The sequence below is a fragment of the Thermodesulfovibrio sp. 1176 genome (assembly GCF_029946585.1).
In the GTDB taxonomy this organism is placed as follows: domain Bacteria; phylum Nitrospirota; class Thermodesulfovibrionia; order Thermodesulfovibrionales; family Thermodesulfovibrionaceae; genus Thermodesulfovibrio.
Map to the genome: position 1 here is coordinate 155,692 of NZ_JARZRZ010000005.1, position 15,209 is coordinate 170,900.

Here is a 15,209-nt window from a genome sequence, read left to right on the forward strand (position 1 = left end):
AATGGTATACTTTAATTAAAAAATATGGAGGGCTGTTATGTCAAAAATAAAAAAATTTGGAAATATTATTCTGTTTTTAACATTTGTAATAATTTTATATGCAGGACATTCATCAGCTGGAATATTCGATGATATTTTAAGAAACCTTCAATTACCAGAACAAAGTACAACAGATACTGATACAACAGTGGCAGGTCTTAAAGAAGCTCTTACCATTGGAACTGGTAATGCTGTAAGCGCGGTCTCTAAAATTGATGGCTACTTTAAAAATGAAGCAATAAAAATTTTACTCCCTGAAAATATTCAAAATATAGCCAATATCCTAAGTAAAATAGGCTATCAAAAAGAGGTAGATGAATTTATTCTATCTATGAATAGAGCAGCAGAAAAAGCAACTCCTAAGGCAAAGGATATATTCATATCGGCAATTAAAGAGATGACATTTGATGATGCAAGGAAAATTCTCACTGGAGGCGAAACATCTGCAACAGATTATTTCAAGTCAAAAACTTTCAATAAACTTTATGAATCATTTAAACCTATAATTTCAAACAGCATGAATGAAGTTGGCACAACAAAAGCATACAAAAATATGATGAATAAATATACATCTATGTCACCCTTTTTTGGAATGGAATCTATTGACCTTGACCATTATGTAACTAAAAAAGCCTTAGATGGACTATTTTATATGTTAGCATTAGAAGAGAAAAAAATTAGAACAGACCCATCTGCAAGAGTAACAGAACTTTTAAGAAAAGTATTTGGTAGATAAAGGAGAAGAAGATTATGAAGAATCTTTTCTCCTTTATTTTTTAATTATTCAAAGGCTTCTTTTGTTTTCCAGACTTCCCAGACTTTTCCAACAAGGTCAGGTCCTGGTTTCAATGTTGCCTTTCCTGGTTTCCAGCCTGAAGGTGTTGCCTCAGCTCCTTTAGTTTTTCTTACATGCTGAAAAGCCTGTATTTGTCTTATAGTTTCAAGAACATTTCTACCAACAGGTGGAGTGAGAATTTCATATCCTTGAATAACTCCATCAGGGTCTATAATAAATCTTCCTCTTGTCTCAACTCCTGCATCTTCATCGTAAACTCCGTATAATGTTCCTACTTTACCTCCTGCATCAGAAAGCATAGGGAAAGGTACTCCGCCCTTAACCATTTTACTTAGTTCATAATCATTCCACATTTTATGAACAAAGATACTATCAATGCTCATTGATAGAACTTCAACCCCGAGCTTTTTGAATTCTCCATATTTTTCGGCAACTGCCGAAATTTCAGTAGCTCAAACAAAGGTGAAATCACCCGGATAAAAGCACAGTAATACCCATTTCCCAAGATATTCTGAAAGTTTAACATTTACAAACTTACCTTTATAATAAGCAGGGGCTATAAAATCAGAAGCTTTTTTACCTACTTTAACCACTTGCCTTCCCTCCTTTTCTTTAATAATTTGTTCCTGAGATTCTTCTTTTTTTGGTTCTTCACCTACAAGACCACCTGTAGGTCTTGCACAGCCTACTTTTAATTCTTCTGGCATAAATTGATTCACCTCCTTCTTTGAATTAAATTTTTTTAAATTATATTTTTTATAGAAAAAATTTTCAATGGCAGAAGAATAAAAAAATACTCTGGTAAGCATTTAAATTATTCAAGCTTACCAGAGAAGGAAATTGTCAATATTTGAAAAGCTCTTTTACTATGTCTTTACTTTCTTTTTGTTTGGATAATTTTGAAATAGATTCTGATGCAAAAGTTTTCTCTTTAAGTTCATTTTCATATTTACTTAACCATTTTTCAAATTCTTTGGTATCTTTAGGTTTCCATATTCCTGTTTTTACACCTTCAATTATTATGTCATACACAGCCTTCTCAATAGCCTCCTGAACAGCCATCTCAACTGGCTCATTTGCTGCAATCCCTGCTTCAGCTTCAAGTAATCTGTTAAGCCTTACAAATCTAAATATTCCCAATGACAACATCTGAGATAAAACAGTCTTTGAAGTCTGTACAGTTTTAAGAACAGCCCCATTTTTTACAGATACAGCTCTTAAATAAATACTAACTTTATCAACTCTATATTCTGCTGAACCACCTGCGCCAAAATATTTTGCACCGATTCCTCCTGTTGTTACATTGGAATCATAACCTATGATTCCTCCTTCAAAAATAATTCCTGCATAAAGTAAAGGTGGCAATGGTTCAAACTGTTTTTTCTGCTCTTCAGTAAGATAAAGTTCTCTCATTTGTAAGACAATCTTCCTCTCTTGAAGTAGATTTGCCAACCCTTCTCTTTCAACAGGTAAAAACCATCCGCTGTCTTCAAGGGCTTTTATTAGAATTGACGTAGCACCTTGGGTAACAGCTGTAGAGAAGTTTGTTGCATTACCAGGTGCTTTATACTGTCCTGTCTGGTCTCTAAATTTATATACTGCTACTGGAATAGGATTTTCAGGCTTTGGCAAAGATACAAGATCTCGATGAATCGATGTAATATATTCTGGTCCGCTTGTAGCTCTAATAGATGCAATATTTGGTGTCATTGCCATACATCCAAATAGAATCGGGGGTAAAAAAAGAATTAATATGAACTTGAATTTTATAAAATTAAACATCTCATTTTCCTCCTTTAAGGCGTATAAGGTATTTGAAATGTAGTTTGTCTGCCAGTTGCTGGATCTGAAACTAATAAAGTAATAATTCGATTTGTAGAATCTTTTGTAACAGTAACAGTTAAACCTCCAATTACATATGTTCCGTCAACTAAATTTTGACCATTATTCTCATATGCATCATCAAGTATTTTGCTAAGATATTGAGCTTGATACATAGGTTCAAACTGTTCAAGAAGAGATTTCTCCTGTGTTTTTTCCTTAAATTTGTTCTGAAGTTGAGCCTGCTGTAACAAAAAACTTCCATTGAGTGGATTACCGCCAAATGAGGGATTTGTAAATTGAAAGATTAATTCACTACTGTTAGATTTAGTTACAGTAAAGGCTAACACAATTAAAAAACTGCTTATTAAGATTGATACTCTCATTTTTCTTACTCCTCTCTTTATCTTATTTTTCCTTCTTCTTCTAAATATTTTTCATATTCTTTCCAGTTCATAAAAAAGTATTGAATAATCTCTGTTGCTTCTTTAACTTTCTCTTCTATATCATCAAATCTTGAGCTTACAAAGTTTTGATAAATTATATTTTCATCAATTAAAACAGATACTCTACTGCCGAACTGAGGATCGAAAAATTCTTCGATAGTTATGTTTAATCTGTTCTCAACACTCACTATTGTGCTTAGATTAATATAGAAAAGTTCATAAAAATCTCTGCCAATTTTGGTTTTTGTTTTGTCAATTACGAATCCTTCAATTTGAGACTCTGCAGTGTTTAAGCTAAAAATTAATAGCAAGAAAATAATAAAATTTATTTTAAATAGGCTTTTCACTTTTAATTCCTTTTTTTATTGAATCTTTAGCAATTAATTGATTATCCTTATAACATTCCAAAGATATCTGATAATCATCATTATCAATATCAATTAAGTTAAAACTTAGTTGAGAAGAACACTTTTCTTCATTTGCTTTCAGAAATATTTCATTAGATTGAGTACTTCTACTTATGCCTGTTTTACTTATTTTTTCTCCAGTTATTTTGATCATCAGTATAACACTTCGATTTGTGTTATTTCTAACACAAGCTTTTGTAATCAATTGGGAATTTTTAATTTCCTTTATCAACCACGCTTCGTAATCCTTTTTTTCATCTCCATAGGAATTTGAAAAAACTATAGTTGAAATCAGCATGGTTCCAATTAAAAATAAAAAGTTTTTCATATTATACTCTTTCATTGAATAATGATTGTTAAAACACCAAAACCTATTTGATGTAAATTACTCTTATTGCCATTAGTTCCTGTCAATCCCTGAATTTGGTAAGCCTTATTGTAAAATCCTATTTGAAGTGCTAAGGCTAAATTGTGCGATGTATATTGAGTTTGTGATATAGTATTGCCAATTCCGAACTGGATTGCTGAAGCAATGTTATTATTTCCCTTTTGAATCTGGTTGGAAACATTAAATGTTCCCAGTTGTTCTACATAAATATAATTATTTAATCCTGTCTGATTTTGAAAGACAGAATTGTGACTTCCATACTGGAGAATTTCAGCATTATTTCCAAACAGTGCAAAGCTTTGTTTAATATTTGCTATATTTTTAATACCTTCCTGCCTTATTGTGACTCTATTCATCCCGGAGGTTTCAATATCAGCTTGATTGAAAGCTCCTATCTGTTCAATATCGGCATTCGCACAGCCTCTGTATCCATTATATCCACAATCAAAAGCAGATACTGTTGTTGTCATGAACATTATAAATATCAAGAGTAAAATTTCTTTTAGATGCATTTTCACTACCTCCTTTTTATTAAAGGGCGGAGTTCATCCGCCCCAAAAACCCAGCACAGGTAAAATAATATCTCTGGGAATTTACTTCTGAAGAATTGATGCTGTGTTAGCAAATCCTGTTTGAGTTATTGTACCAGTATAATGTGAACCTCCCATAGTTCCTTGATTTATAGAGGCATTATTACACATTCCATTCTGTGTAATTGATGCTAAATTATGGGAACTATACTGTTCAATATTAGCTTTGTTACCAAGACCATTTTGGGTAATATAGGCTTCATTATAATCAGCTTTTAATCCTTGTTGCTTAATATTTGCCTGATTACTCCATCCTTCCTGATCAACTATAGCTTTATTATGATCTGCAAATGGTGCCTGTAAAATAGAAGCTTTATTTCCTATTCCACTTTGGTCAATAACTGCCAAATTCGAAGACCATGAACCACCATTTTGTTCAATAGAAGCCTGGTTAAAGCCACCAACCTGAGTTATTGTTGCCTCAGTGCAACCTTTGTATCCATTAGCACCGCAAGGATTACAATTAAAACAAGTTGCCATACTCATTGCTGGTATACCAAGAACTAAAACTAATGCTAAAATTATTTTTGTAAGTTTTGTCATTTTTTCACCTCCTTCCTTTTTCAGATTTTAAAATTCCTGTGCCGGGCTTGTTCTTACTTTAAGAATAAAGATTTCTCAAATAATAAACAATTAATCAAAAGTATATTTTTTAGTTTTCTTAAGGGTTAAGATTGTAGTTTTAAAAAAGTATTCGATAGGGTTAATACTAACGTTTTACTGATTAAAAATCTTTGAATATATTACTGCAAGCTGAGGTCTATTTTTAATTGCTAATTTTTGATAAATTCTGTGAAGGTGTGCCTTAACAGTTTGCTCACTTATAAATAATTTTGCAGCAATTTCCTTATTTGATAAGCCTTCGCAAACCAATTTCATAATCTTTTTTTCTTTATCGGTCAATTTAATATCTACAACATTATTAAATCGATCAAACTCAATTAGACATTTAACTAATTCATCACTTATCCATGTTTGACCGCTATAAATTACTTTTAAAGCCTTTTTAAGGTGTGAAATATCTGAATTCATGGATAAAATTCCTTTTAATTTATACTTTATAAGTAAAGAAATTAATTCTTCTCTTGGAATCCCCGTATCAATTAAAAAAATCTTTGATTCAGGATGTCTATTAATCAGTTCATTCTTCAATTCATATTTGTCAGTAATAACTATATCTGGGACTTCATCTGATAAATTGTCTGCCTTTATAATTTTAAAATCTTCATCTTTAAGAATACATTCAGACAAAAGTTCCGAAAAAATCTTAGACTTTATTTTAATAAAAAGTTTAATCATACTTTAATTAATTAAATAATAATCATTTTTTAAACTTTTAACAACCATCTTTTGTTTTAAATCAAAAGTTTAAAAATTTTTTGTCTAAAGTTTAGCAACGGCTTTATGTTAAATTAAAAATATGACCATTGAGGAGAAAATTAAAGAACTTGGTTACGAACTTCCAAAAGCTATAAAGCCTGTTGGGGCTTACACTCCTGCATTAAAAATTGGAAATTTACTTTTTTTAAGTGGAATTCTTCCTTTTGTAGACGGAAAACTTTTAAAAACTGGTAAAGTTGGAAAAAATTTAACTATTGAAGAAGCACAGAATGAGGCTATTAAGGTTGTCCTTAATGCTTTGGCTATTGTAAAAGATTACATTGGTAGTCTTGAAAATATTAAACAGTGCATAAAAATCACAGGTTATGTGGCTACTACACCAGATTTTACCGAACATCCAAAGATTCTTAATTCCGCATCAGAATTTTTACTGAAAATATTTGGAGATAAAGGTAAGCATTGTAGAGTTGCCGTAGGAGTTTGTAGTCTTCCCCTTGATTCTCCTTTAGAGATGGATTTTATCTTTGAATTGTAAAATCTTTCAAATTTGCCATAAAATTCAATTATTTGATATCATTTAAAAATGAAGTTCTGGAAAGCCTTTTTAGTAGTTTTTCTCAGTTATCTTGTTTTTTTATCTCTTTATGTGACCATTGAACTTACAAAACCTTTAAAATTAAAGGAAGATACAGAGGTTTTTATCCCGCAAGGATCAAGTTTTTCAACTATTGCTTCCATTTTAAAGGGAAAAAACATAATTGGAGATGAAACAATTTTTAAAATAACAGGACGCCTATTGGGAGTGGAAAAAAAAGCCCGAGCAGGTTATTACCTTATAACAAAGGATATGAATCTTCTTGAATTACTTGAAAAACTTCTTGAGGGGAAAATAATTGATTACACAATTACAATCGTTGAGGGAGATAGTCTCTTTGAAATAGCAGAAAAACTTTCCAAGTTAAATCCTGATTACGGGGAAAAACTTTTTAAATTAAGCAAAGACAAACAGTTTTTAAAAACTCTCAATATAGATGCTCCATCTTTGGAAGGTTATCTTTATCCTGCAACATACAGTATTCCAAAGGGTATGGATATTGAAGAAATAATAAAGATTATGGTTAAAAATTTTTGGAGCATTTACGATGAGAGACTTCAGGAAAAAACAAGAAAAATGGGATGGACAGTAAATCAGGTAGTAACACTTGCATCAATTATTGAAAAGGAAGCTAAACTTGAAGAGGAAAAACCATTAATATCTGCTGTTTATCACAATAGATTAAAAATCGGAATGCCTCTTCAGGCTGATCCAACAGCAATTTATGGAATTAAGAGATATAAACAGGGAGTAACAAAAAAAGACCTTTTAAATAGAACCCCATATAATACTTATATTATTAAGGGATTGCCTCCGGGTCCTATTGCCTCTCCAAGTTTAAGTTCAATTAATGCTGCATTAAATCCAGCCAAAGTTCCATATTTATACTTTGTTGCAAAAGGTGATGGTTCCCATGAATTTTCAGTAAATTATGATAGTCATCTATCTGCAATAAATGAAATAAGAGGTAATAAGAATGAATAGAAAAAAAACAAGAAGAATTTATATTGGTAGTGTACCAATAGGTGATGGAGCTCCTATCGCTGTACAATCAATGACAAAAACTGATACAAGGGATATTTTTAAAACAGTTAGACAAATAAAGAAACTTGAAAAAGCTGGATGTGAAATTGTAAGAATCGCCATTCCCGATATGGAAGCAGCAAAAGCAATCGGAGAAATAAAAAAAAGAATAAAAATTCCTCTTATCGCAGACATACATTTTAATTATAAATTAGCCCTTGAAGCAATAAAACAAGGTGTTGATGGATTAAGAATAAATCCAGGTAATATTGGAGACAGATTGAAAGTAAAAGAGGTTGTAAGGGCTGCAAAAGAAAGAGGGATTCCAATAAGAATAGGTGTTAATGCTGGTTCTCTCCCAAAGGATTTAATTAAAAAATATGGTAGTTCAACTTCAGAGGCTATGGTTGAGGCAGCTGAAAGGCACATTGAAATACTTGAAGAACTCGATTTTAAAGATATAAAAGTTTCCCTTAAAGCCTCCGATGTTTTAAAAACAATAGAAGCCTATAGATTATTTAGCGAAAAACATGACTATCCTTTACATGTAGGGATTACTGAAACAGGTTGTCCACCTGAGGGAATAGTGAAAAGTTCTATTGGAATTGGAATTCTTCTTATGGAAGGCATTGGTGATACAATAAGGGTATCCTTGACTACATCACCTGTCACTGAAGTAGAAGTTGCCTATGAAATATTAAGAACACTTCAATTAAGACAAGTTGGTGTAGAAGTTATAAGTTGTCCAACCTGTGGAAGATGCGAGATAAATCTTAAAAAAATGGTTAAAGAGGTAAAATCAGCAGTTAAAAAAATTAAAAAACCAATTAAAATTGCTGTAATGGGTTGTTCAGTTAATGGTCCTGGTGAGGCTCGAGAAGCAGATTTTGGAATTGCTGGAGGAAAGGGACAAGGAATAGTTTTTGTAAAAGGTGAAATTGTAAAAACTGTAAAGGAAAATGAAATTGTCTCCGCTTTAATTAATGAAATAAATCCTGAGATTGCCGATAGGCATATAAAAAAGTGAGCCTCCTTTCTATAGGATTTTAATTTTAAGGGTGATATAAAATATCCTCCGATAGATTAAATAAATAAAAAAAAGGAGGTTCATCGATATGATAAAACAAAATATACTTTCTTTCAAGTTATCCCGCACAAAAGATGAAATAACAGTAAAAGCAGGCTTAGCAGTTTATGATGAAACTCTCAAAGGGGCTTTGCACCTTTGTATCCCAAAAAGATAAATTCTTTATTTTTATCTAAGGAGAGTTTGAGGGACTTTGTCCCTCAAAGATTGGGTTATCCTGCATACTGTTTATTGAACCAATACTTCTTATGCTTACAGGGGGAGGGAAAACAATAGAAGATTTAAGAGAGATAAACAATGATACAGCATTAAGGAAACTCATAGGAATCAAAAAATGCCTTCCACCTCTACAGTTGGAGATTGGCTAAGAAGGCATGGTAATTCAGAGGGTCTTTTTGGGATAAAGTCAATTAAGGCAGAACAGATGTATTGGCGAAAATGAACACTACTTTCCTTATTTTACAATGACTTACATTCAAAAAGTTATAAAGTCCGGTTTAAAATAAAATTATGCATTTGATAACTGAAAAAATAGAGTCATTGAGAAAAAAAATGAAGGAATTAGAAAAAAATAAAATACTATCACAGATTGAAGAAAATCTCTATCAACTAAGAGAAATTATTATTGAAGAAAATAATGAAAGAGCAAAAATTGGAATGACAGAAATATGTATTGATTGTGGTAAATCAGGCAAGGTTTGTTGTGGCAGTGCCATAGAATTTAAGTATTCCGATGAGCTTCTTTTAATAAATCTTATTCTAGGGGTAAATTTCCCAAATCAGTCTCAGATTCCTGATATGTGTTTTTTTCTCTCTCCATCAGGATGCTGTCTTATTGCAAGAGATGCTTTTTGTATAAATTTCATATGTGACAAAATAAAAGAAAAAATTCCTGTTGATAAAATGAGAAGATTAAGAGAACTTGAAGGGCTTCATCTTAATCTTCAGCTTCAGATTGAGCAAAGACTTAAAAGATTCATCAGTGCTTATGATTTAACTGCTTTTCGAAATTACAATAAATAGAACTGTCTTTACATTTGATACTTTCTATCTGAATAACACTATGATTAATACCAAATTGTTCAATCTCTCTTTCAATCTCTTTTCTTAATTTATCAACTTCACTTAAAAGCTGATCTTTTACAACAATATGGGCTGAAAAAGCTGTAACACCAGAGCCAATTGACCATATATGGATATCATGGATATCAATAATCCCTTTAATTTTTCTGATTTTATTTGATATCTCATCTACATCAAATCCTTTTGGCACAAAATCAAGAAAGACCCATAGGGAATCCTTAACAACTTTCACACCACCAAATATAATAATAGCTCCGACAAACCAGCTTATTATGGGGTCAATAATTAACCAGCCTGTATATTTTATCGTTAATCCTGCAAATATTACTCCTGCCGATGATATAGTATCTCCGATCACATGAAGCCATGCACTCTTAATATTTAAATCTTCATGTTTATGCCCCAATATCCATGCCATAAATAGATTACCGATAAAACCAAATAAAGCAACAGGAAGCATAACATCAGTATCAATATGGGGAGGGTTTATCAATCTTCGATAACCTTCAAAGAGAATTACAGAAGCAATAATTATTAAACTTATTCCATTTATAAAAGCTGCAAGAATGCCAATTTTATGATATCCGTAAGTAGCTCTTTTCCCAGAAGGCTTTCTTACAATAATTGAAGCGATTAAGCTTAGGATTATAGCAAAAGAGTCTGTAAAAACATGCCCTGCGTCACTAAGTAAAGCAAGACTATTGCTAATCAAACCGCCTATTACCTCTACAACGAAAATAAGTAAAGTTACTCCAAGTGTGATAGATAGTTTCTTTGTTGAAGAATGACTCATCTATTATTTAATATTAACTAAATTGAGAGCCCTTTTATGAAGAGCTTTATTAGCCGATACAAGTAAAGTTGTTTTTGTATCAAAGGCAACTTCAAATTCATCAATTGAATTTCCCTTGATGTCAGAAATGATAGCCCCAGATTCCTTTGCAATCAAAATCCCTGCTGAAAAATCAAAAATTCTTGATGGAGTTGGAGTAACAAAAATATTTAAAGCTCCTGCTGAAAGATATGCAAGGTCTAAGGCAGTGCTTCCAAAACATCTTACTCTGTTGGCTATTTTAAAAAGAGACAATATATTTTTTAAAGCCTCATAGGGATTTGATGCTTCAAAGCCGATTATTACAGGTTTTTCATTATTTTTTGTTGTAATTTTATCTCCATTGAAAAATGCACCCTTTCCTCTTTCTGCCCAAAATTCATCTCCATTAATGAGATTTATTATATAACCTAATTTAAGACTTTTTAGGGTTGTTCCATCGGATATGGCGATTGATGTAGAGAAAAAGGGAATACCAGATATTGCATTTTTACTGCCATCTATTGGATCAACTATTAGAAATGAATGATTCCCTTCTATGTTTTCAGAACCTCTTTCTTCGGAAATTATATTAATTTTAATCCCTGCTTTTTCAAAGGTTTCAATAATTAGGTCTTCAGCTAATTTATCAATGGGAAAGGTTGTATCACCTGAAGCACCTCTTCCAAGAGCAGTTCCACTAAGATGAATTTTTGATGAGGAAATCTCCTTAAGTAAACTTTGACCAATATTTCTTAGAAACTCTATTTCCATAAGCTTTTATTATAGCTTAAAGAAATAATATTTCACCATAAAGATGCTCTTTAATTTAAAATACATCAATGTATATTTAAGAAAAACAAAAGGGGAAATTCTATGCAATGGTATCAACTGAGCATTAGAGATATTTATCATAAACTGAAAACTTCAGAAAAAGGATTAAGTCAGGAAGAAGCAAAGAAAAGACTTACCGAGTATGGCTATAACAAGCTTCAGGAAGAAGATAAAATAAACAAACTTAAAATACTGATTAGACAATTGGCAAGCCCCCTTATTTACATTTTACTTGTTGCAGGGTTAATAGCCATTCTTTTCAGAGAATATGTTGATGCAGGGGTAATTTTTGTAGCAGTGATTTTAAATACAATAATAGGATATCTTCAGGAATACAAAGCTGAACAAAGTGTTAAAGCTTTAAAAAAGATGCTTGTAAATAGAGCTAAAGTAATCAGAGAAGGAATTGAAAGAGATATTCCTGCTGATGAACTTGTACCTGGTGATATTGTAATGCTTTATTCAGGAATTCGTGTCCCAGCAGATATAAGACTCATACATTGTGTGGAATTCAAAACAGACGAGTCTCTTCTTACAGGAGAATCTTTGCCAGTAGAAAAGCATTACCATGCAATAAAAGAAGACAATTTAACCTATGGTGATCAAAAAAATATAGCATTTATGGGAACGATTGTTGTAAGTGGTAGAGCAAAGGGAATCGTTGTTGCAACTGGAATGAATACTGTTTTAGGTAATATTTCAAAATATATAAAAGCAACTGAAACAGTAAAGGCTCCTCTTCAAGAAAAAATAAAAAAATTTGCCAATTCTCTCGGCATAATTGTAATATCGGCATCTTTATTCCTTTTTGGCATAGGATTAATAATTGGAGAATCAATTAAAGATATGTTTATGACAGCGGTTGCAGCTGCTGTTGCTACAATACCTGAAGGTCTTCCTGTGGTTGTAACAATTGCCCTTGCAGTTGGAGTGTCTCGAATGGCAAGATACAATGCTTTAATCAGAAAAATTCATGCTGTAGAGACTCTCGGTAGTACTACAGTAATTTGTTCTGATAAAACAGGCACATTAACTAAAAATGAGATGACTGTAAAAGTAATTTATGATGGAGAGAATATTTATGAAGTAGAAGGAATCGGATATGAACCTGAAGGAAAGATTCTTCATGAGGGTATTCAAGTTAATCCAAAACAACATAGGCATCTAATTGATGTTCTAAGAATAGGTTTACTCTGTAATGAATCAAATTTATATATTGAAGACGGACAATTCAAAGTTGAAGGAGATCCAACAGAAGGAGCATTAATTGTATCTGCAATGAAAGCAGGACTAACTCCTGAAGAAGAAAAAGAAAAGTATCCTCAGATTTCAATGGTGCCTTTTGAATCTGAAAGAGGATATATGGCAACCTTACATAAACATAGAGGTAAAAAATATCTTTATGTAAAAGGCGCACCTGAAAGAGTTCTTGATATGTGTGTAAGGGATAGTTTAGGTAATGAAATAGATAGAGAAAAAATTTTAAAGATTGCTGAAGAGTTTGCAAAGAACGGACTAAGAATTCTTGCCTTTGCTCACAGAGAAGTAGAAGAACATGTAGAAGAGCTTACATGTAAAGAAGTTGAGAAATGTGACCATATTTTTGGACTTACCTTCGCAGGACTTCAGGGAATGATTGATCCACCAAGGCAAGAAGTCTTAGATGCAATAAAAGGATGCAAGAAAGCAGGTATAAGAGTTGTAATGATAACAGGAGACCACGCATTTACAGCAAAGGCAATAGGTGAGATGCTTGGTATTTCTGATAAAAAATCAAAGGTACTTACTGGAAAAGAACTTGAAAAAATGACAGATGATGAACTTTTTAATAAAGTAAAGGAAGTATCAATTTATGCAAGGGTTTCTCCTGAGCATAAATTAAGAATTGTTCAGCAACTTAAGCGTCATGGAGAAATTGTTGCAGTTACAGGAGATGGAGTAAATGATGCACCAGCTCTTAAGTCAGCTCACATAGGTATTTCGATGGGAAAGAGTGGCACAGATGTAGCTCGTGAAGCTTCTGACATGGTTCTTACTGATGATAATTTTGCAAGTATTTTCCATGCTGTAAGAGAAGGTAGAATTGTCTTCGACAACATCCGCAAAGTTACATTCTTTTTGATACCTACCGGGGTAGCTTCTATCATTTCAATTATCTTTGCAATGATTTTCCGAGTACCCATACCATATGTACCTTCTCAAATATTATGGATAAATCTTGTAACAAATTCACTTAAGGACATATCCCTTGCCTTTGAACCAGGTGAGAAAGGAATTCTTGAAAGACCTCCCAGAAATCCAAAGGAAGGAATTATGTCAAGACTTCTCATAGAAAGAACTATAATTGTTGGAACATTAATATCATTAGGAATTATTTTTAATTTTATGAGCGCTCTTCAAGAGGGATACTCCCTTGAAAAGGCTCGTACAGTGGCAGTTACCACGATGGTTTTATTTCAATTCTTTCAGGCATGGAACAGCAGGTCTGAATATGAATCAATTTTTAGAATAAGTTTACTAAGTAATCCTTTCTTGTTTTTTAGTTTGGTTGCCTCCTTTTTAGCTCAGCTTGCATTTATATACTTTCCACCTTTTCAGTGGATTTTTAGAACAGAACCAATTTCATTTTCCGACTGGATAAATATTATCGCTGTTTCAATGTCAGTTGTTTTTGTAGTAGAGATAGATAAATGGATAAGGAGAAGGAAGAGAAATAGAAAGAATTAGATATGATTCTTGATTTAATTGATTTTAGATTGAAAGAATCTGTTGTTTTGGAAGCAAAAAGGGAAAAGTTATCAAAAGATTTGCTAATTATAATACTAATTTGTGTTCTTATAATTGTTGAATTGCCAATAATACTTCTTTTTCTTAAAAAGACCATTCAAAATTTGTCAGATTATTTTTATATAATCTACTTTGCATTGCCTATTTTGGTATTTTTTATAATATTTGCCTCTGCAGTTCCAAAGGTTTTTATGATAAGGGCAAATAATTGCAATATTGAGATAGGATGGATAAAAAATTTTATTTTTAAGAGAGTTCAAAGAATCCACTGTAATGAAATTAAAAAAATGGTTGTTTCATATCTTAAAAAGGATAGTGATGAAAAAATTCTTTTAGAGATTTTTACTGATAAAAAAACACCAACTTTAATAAGCTTTTCTATCTCTGGCTCAAATAATATAAAGGAAATTGCACGGATTTTTCTTAACATTGGCTATATTCTCAATTTCCATACCTATGGAGCAAAGACTGTGGGAGAGTTGAGTTTTATTATGGACCTGAGTAAGACATTTGATGAGAAAAGAAAAATAGAGGAGGAAATTGATAATATTGTTTTTGAAGAGATATCAGAAGATATAAATCCAAAGGAGATTAAAATTCCCTATGTTGAAGTAAGAGATTTAAATCCTCTAAGGATAGTTTTATGTAGAAAAGCAAATTTTTATGATTTATTGAGAATTTTCCTTCTTTTGGTTTTTTTCCCTTTCGCTATAATAATGCTTTTTATTTATGCTACTCCGAAAAATTATTATGCTATATCGATGTTAATTCCTTTTTATCTTTTAATTCTTTACTTAATGAAAGATTTAATAGCACCTATTAAACTTGAAATTTCAAAAATAAAGGGTATAGTGACAGTTAAAAAGCTTTTCATAAAAGTTAGTTTTCCTCTCTATCAAATCGAACAAATTGAATTAAAGGAGATAAAGGCAAATAGAACTGGTACATACATTTTTCAAATTTATGGAAGATTGAAGAATGGCAGAAAAAAGCAGTTATTCTTTACAGAATTTGGCTATAGAAAAGAAAAAGTTTTAGAAGTTTTTGCTAATATTAATATTCTAAATACCTACTTTCAAAAAAATTTTGGAATTCCTACAGTTTATTTAGGAAAGAAAAGATTTTGGTAAAAATTTTTTGAAAATAATATGGCTTTATAAA

The 15,209-nt window shown here is 31.7% G+C and carries 18 protein-coding genes; 8 read left to right on the top strand and 10 right to left on the bottom strand.

Translation table 11 applies throughout. The features are described from left to right. The first annotated feature begins 37 nt into the window (after nt 1–37). Nucleotides 38–775, top strand: a complete 738-nt coding sequence (locus QI155_RS09535) for a DUF4197 domain-containing protein (RefSeq protein ID WP_281321498.1) — start codon at nt 38–40, stop codon at nt 773–775. A gap of 44 nt (nt 776–819) precedes the next feature. Here QI155_RS09535 and prxU read toward each other — a convergent pair whose 3' ends face one another. The 8 genes from prxU to QI155_RS09575 form a co-directional block, all read right to left on the bottom strand. Further along, nucleotides 820–1,542 carry a thioredoxin-dependent peroxiredoxin gene (gene prxU, locus QI155_RS09540; RefSeq protein ID WP_254045451.1) on the bottom strand — a complete coding sequence of 241 codons (723 nt, stop codon included), beginning with the start codon at nt 1,540–1,542 and terminating at the stop codon, nt 820–822. A 136-nt stretch (nt 1,543–1,678) separates the two neighbouring features. After that, nucleotides 1,679–2,617: a CsgG/HfaB family protein gene (locus QI155_RS09545; protein ID WP_068860019.1), complete on the bottom strand. Its 939-nt coding sequence runs from the start codon at nt 2,615–2,617 to the stop codon at nt 1,679–1,681. A gap of 14 nt (nt 2,618–2,631) precedes the next feature. Further along, nucleotides 2,632–3,042, bottom strand: coding sequence for a curli assembly protein CsgF (locus QI155_RS09550; RefSeq protein ID WP_068860017.1), 411 nt, complete (start codon nt 3,040–3,042; stop codon nt 2,632–2,634). A 17-nt stretch (nt 3,043–3,059) separates the two neighbouring features. After that, nucleotides 3,060–3,449, bottom strand: a complete 390-nt coding sequence (locus tag QI155_RS09555) for a CsgE family curli-type amyloid fiber assembly protein (protein WP_068860015.1) — start codon at nt 3,447–3,449, stop codon at nt 3,060–3,062. Further along, on the bottom strand, nt 3,433–3,837 hold the full coding sequence (locus QI155_RS09560) for a hypothetical protein (protein WP_281321499.1): 405 nt from the start codon (nt 3,835–3,837) through the stop codon (nt 3,433–3,435). The genes QI155_RS09555 and QI155_RS09560 overlap by 17 nt, the downstream gene beginning before the upstream one ends. 11 nt (nt 3,838–3,848) lie before the next feature. Then, nucleotides 3,849–4,409 carry a hypothetical protein gene (locus tag QI155_RS09565; RefSeq protein WP_068860011.1) on the bottom strand — a complete coding sequence of 187 codons (561 nt, stop codon included), beginning with the start codon at nt 4,407–4,409 and terminating at the stop codon, nt 3,849–3,851. An 81-nt stretch (nt 4,410–4,490) separates the two neighbouring features. After that, nucleotides 4,491–5,030 carry a hypothetical protein gene (locus QI155_RS09570; protein WP_068860009.1) on the bottom strand — a complete coding sequence of 180 codons (540 nt, stop codon included), beginning with the start codon at nt 5,028–5,030 and terminating at the stop codon, nt 4,491–4,493. A gap of 174 nt (nt 5,031–5,204) precedes the next feature. After that, entirely contained in the window at nt 5,205–5,786 is a 582-nt protein-coding gene (locus QI155_RS09575) for a response regulator transcription factor (protein ID WP_068860007.1), read from the bottom strand. Nucleotides 5,787–5,907: 121 nt separating this feature from the next. Between QI155_RS09575 and QI155_RS09580 the strand changes: the two genes are divergently transcribed. From QI155_RS09580 to QI155_RS09600, 5 genes are all read left to right on the top strand, one after another. Beyond that, nucleotides 5,908–6,363: a RidA family protein gene (locus QI155_RS09580; protein ID WP_281321500.1), complete on the top strand. Its 456-nt coding sequence runs from the start codon at nt 5,908–5,910 to the stop codon at nt 6,361–6,363. 48 nt (nt 6,364–6,411) lie between these two features. Beyond that, on the top strand, nt 6,412–7,407 hold the full coding sequence (gene mltG, locus QI155_RS09585; protein WP_068859999.1) for an endolytic transglycosylase MltG: 996 nt from the start codon (nt 6,412–6,414) through the stop codon (nt 7,405–7,407). After that, a complete protein-coding gene (gene ispG, locus QI155_RS09590; RefSeq protein WP_068859997.1) occupies nt 7,400–8,473 on the top strand; it encodes a flavodoxin-dependent (E)-4-hydroxy-3-methylbut-2-enyl-diphosphate synthase in 1,074 nt (357 codons plus the stop codon). Before mltG ends, ispG begins: the two co-directional genes overlap by 8 nt. Before the next feature lie 88 nt (nt 8,474–8,561). Continuing rightward, nucleotides 8,562–8,690 carry a hypothetical protein gene (locus QI155_RS09595; RefSeq protein WP_281321501.1) on the top strand — a complete coding sequence of 43 codons (129 nt, stop codon included), beginning with the start codon at nt 8,562–8,564 and terminating at the stop codon, nt 8,688–8,690. Between the two features lie 395 nt (nt 8,691–9,085). Then, nucleotides 9,086–9,556 carry a hypothetical protein gene (locus QI155_RS09600; RefSeq protein ID WP_281321502.1) on the top strand — a complete coding sequence of 157 codons (471 nt, stop codon included), beginning with the start codon at nt 9,086–9,088 and terminating at the stop codon, nt 9,554–9,556. On the opposite strand, the gene QI155_RS09605 is transcribed toward QI155_RS09600, so the two are convergent. Then, nucleotides 9,513–10,409, bottom strand: a complete 897-nt coding sequence (locus QI155_RS09605) for a cation diffusion facilitator family transporter (RefSeq protein ID WP_281321503.1) — start codon at nt 10,407–10,409, stop codon at nt 9,513–9,515. The two genes, QI155_RS09600 and QI155_RS09605, sit on opposite strands and share 44 nt — an antisense overlap. Nucleotides 10,410–10,412: 3 nt before the next feature. Then, complete coding sequence (locus QI155_RS09610; RefSeq protein ID WP_281321504.1) at nt 10,413–11,201, bottom strand: inositol monophosphatase family protein; 789 nt, start codon at nt 11,199–11,201, stop codon at nt 10,413–10,415. 102 nt (nt 11,202–11,303) lie between these two features. Here QI155_RS09610 and QI155_RS09615 point away from each other — a divergent pair, with 102 nt between their 5' ends. Both QI155_RS09615 and QI155_RS09620 read left to right on the top strand, forming a co-directional pair. Next, a complete protein-coding gene (locus tag QI155_RS09615) occupies nt 11,304–13,988 on the top strand; it encodes a cation-transporting P-type ATPase (RefSeq protein WP_281321505.1) in 2,685 nt (894 codons plus the stop codon). Nucleotides 13,989–13,990: 2 nt separating this feature from the next. Further along, nucleotides 13,991–15,178, top strand: a complete 1,188-nt coding sequence (locus QI155_RS09620; protein WP_281321506.1) for a hypothetical protein — start codon at nt 13,991–13,993, stop codon at nt 15,176–15,178. Nucleotides 15,179–15,209: the final 31 nt, after the last annotated feature.

What these genes read in the sequence shown, in the direction of transcription:
- QI155_RS09620 (WP_281321506.1), top strand. Translation starts at nt 13,991, where the DNA reads ATGATTCTTGATTTAATTGATTTTAGATTGAAAGAATCTGTTGTTTTG.
- QI155_RS09560 (WP_281321499.1), bottom strand. Translation starts at nt 3,837, where the DNA reads ATGAAAAACTTTTTATTTTTAATTGGAACCATGCTGATTTCAACTATA.
- QI155_RS09575 (WP_068860007.1), bottom strand. Translation starts at nt 5,786, where the DNA reads ATGATTAAACTTTTTATTAAAATAAAGTCTAAGATTTTTTCGGAACTT.
- mltG (WP_068859999.1), top strand. Translation starts at nt 6,412, where the DNA reads ATGAAGTTCTGGAAAGCCTTTTTAGTAGTTTTTCTCAGTTATCTTGTT.
- QI155_RS09570 (WP_068860009.1), bottom strand. Translation starts at nt 5,030, where the DNA reads ATGACAAAACTTACAAAAATAATTTTAGCATTAGTTTTAGTTCTTGGT.
- QI155_RS09615 (WP_281321505.1), top strand. Translation starts at nt 11,304, where the DNA reads ATGCAATGGTATCAACTGAGCATTAGAGATATTTATCATAAACTGAAA.
- QI155_RS09595 (WP_281321501.1), top strand. Translation starts at nt 8,562, where the DNA reads ATGATAAAACAAAATATACTTTCTTTCAAGTTATCCCGCACAAAAGAT.
- QI155_RS09565 (WP_068860011.1), bottom strand. Translation starts at nt 4,409, where the DNA reads ATGCATCTAAAAGAAATTTTACTCTTGATATTTATAATGTTCATGACA.
- QI155_RS09535 (WP_281321498.1), top strand. Translation starts at nt 38, where the DNA reads ATGTCAAAAATAAAAAAATTTGGAAATATTATTCTGTTTTTAACATTT.
- QI155_RS09605 (WP_281321503.1), bottom strand. Translation starts at nt 10,409, where the DNA reads ATGAGTCATTCTTCAACAAAGAAACTATCTATCACACTTGGAGTAACT.
- ispG (WP_068859997.1), top strand. Translation starts at nt 7,400, where the DNA reads ATGAATAGAAAAAAAACAAGAAGAATTTATATTGGTAGTGTACCAATA.
- QI155_RS09580 (WP_281321500.1), top strand. Translation starts at nt 5,908, where the DNA reads ATGACCATTGAGGAGAAAATTAAAGAACTTGGTTACGAACTTCCAAAA.
- QI155_RS09600 (WP_281321502.1), top strand. Translation starts at nt 9,086, where the DNA reads ATGAAGGAATTAGAAAAAAATAAAATACTATCACAGATTGAAGAAAAT.
- QI155_RS09610 (WP_281321504.1), bottom strand. Translation starts at nt 11,201, where the DNA reads ATGGAAATAGAGTTTCTAAGAAATATTGGTCAAAGTTTACTTAAGGAG.
- QI155_RS09545 (WP_068860019.1), bottom strand. Translation starts at nt 2,617, where the DNA reads ATGTTTAATTTTATAAAATTCAAGTTCATATTAATTCTTTTTTTACCC.
- QI155_RS09550 (WP_068860017.1), bottom strand. Translation starts at nt 3,042, where the DNA reads ATGAGAGTATCAATCTTAATAAGCAGTTTTTTAATTGTGTTAGCCTTT.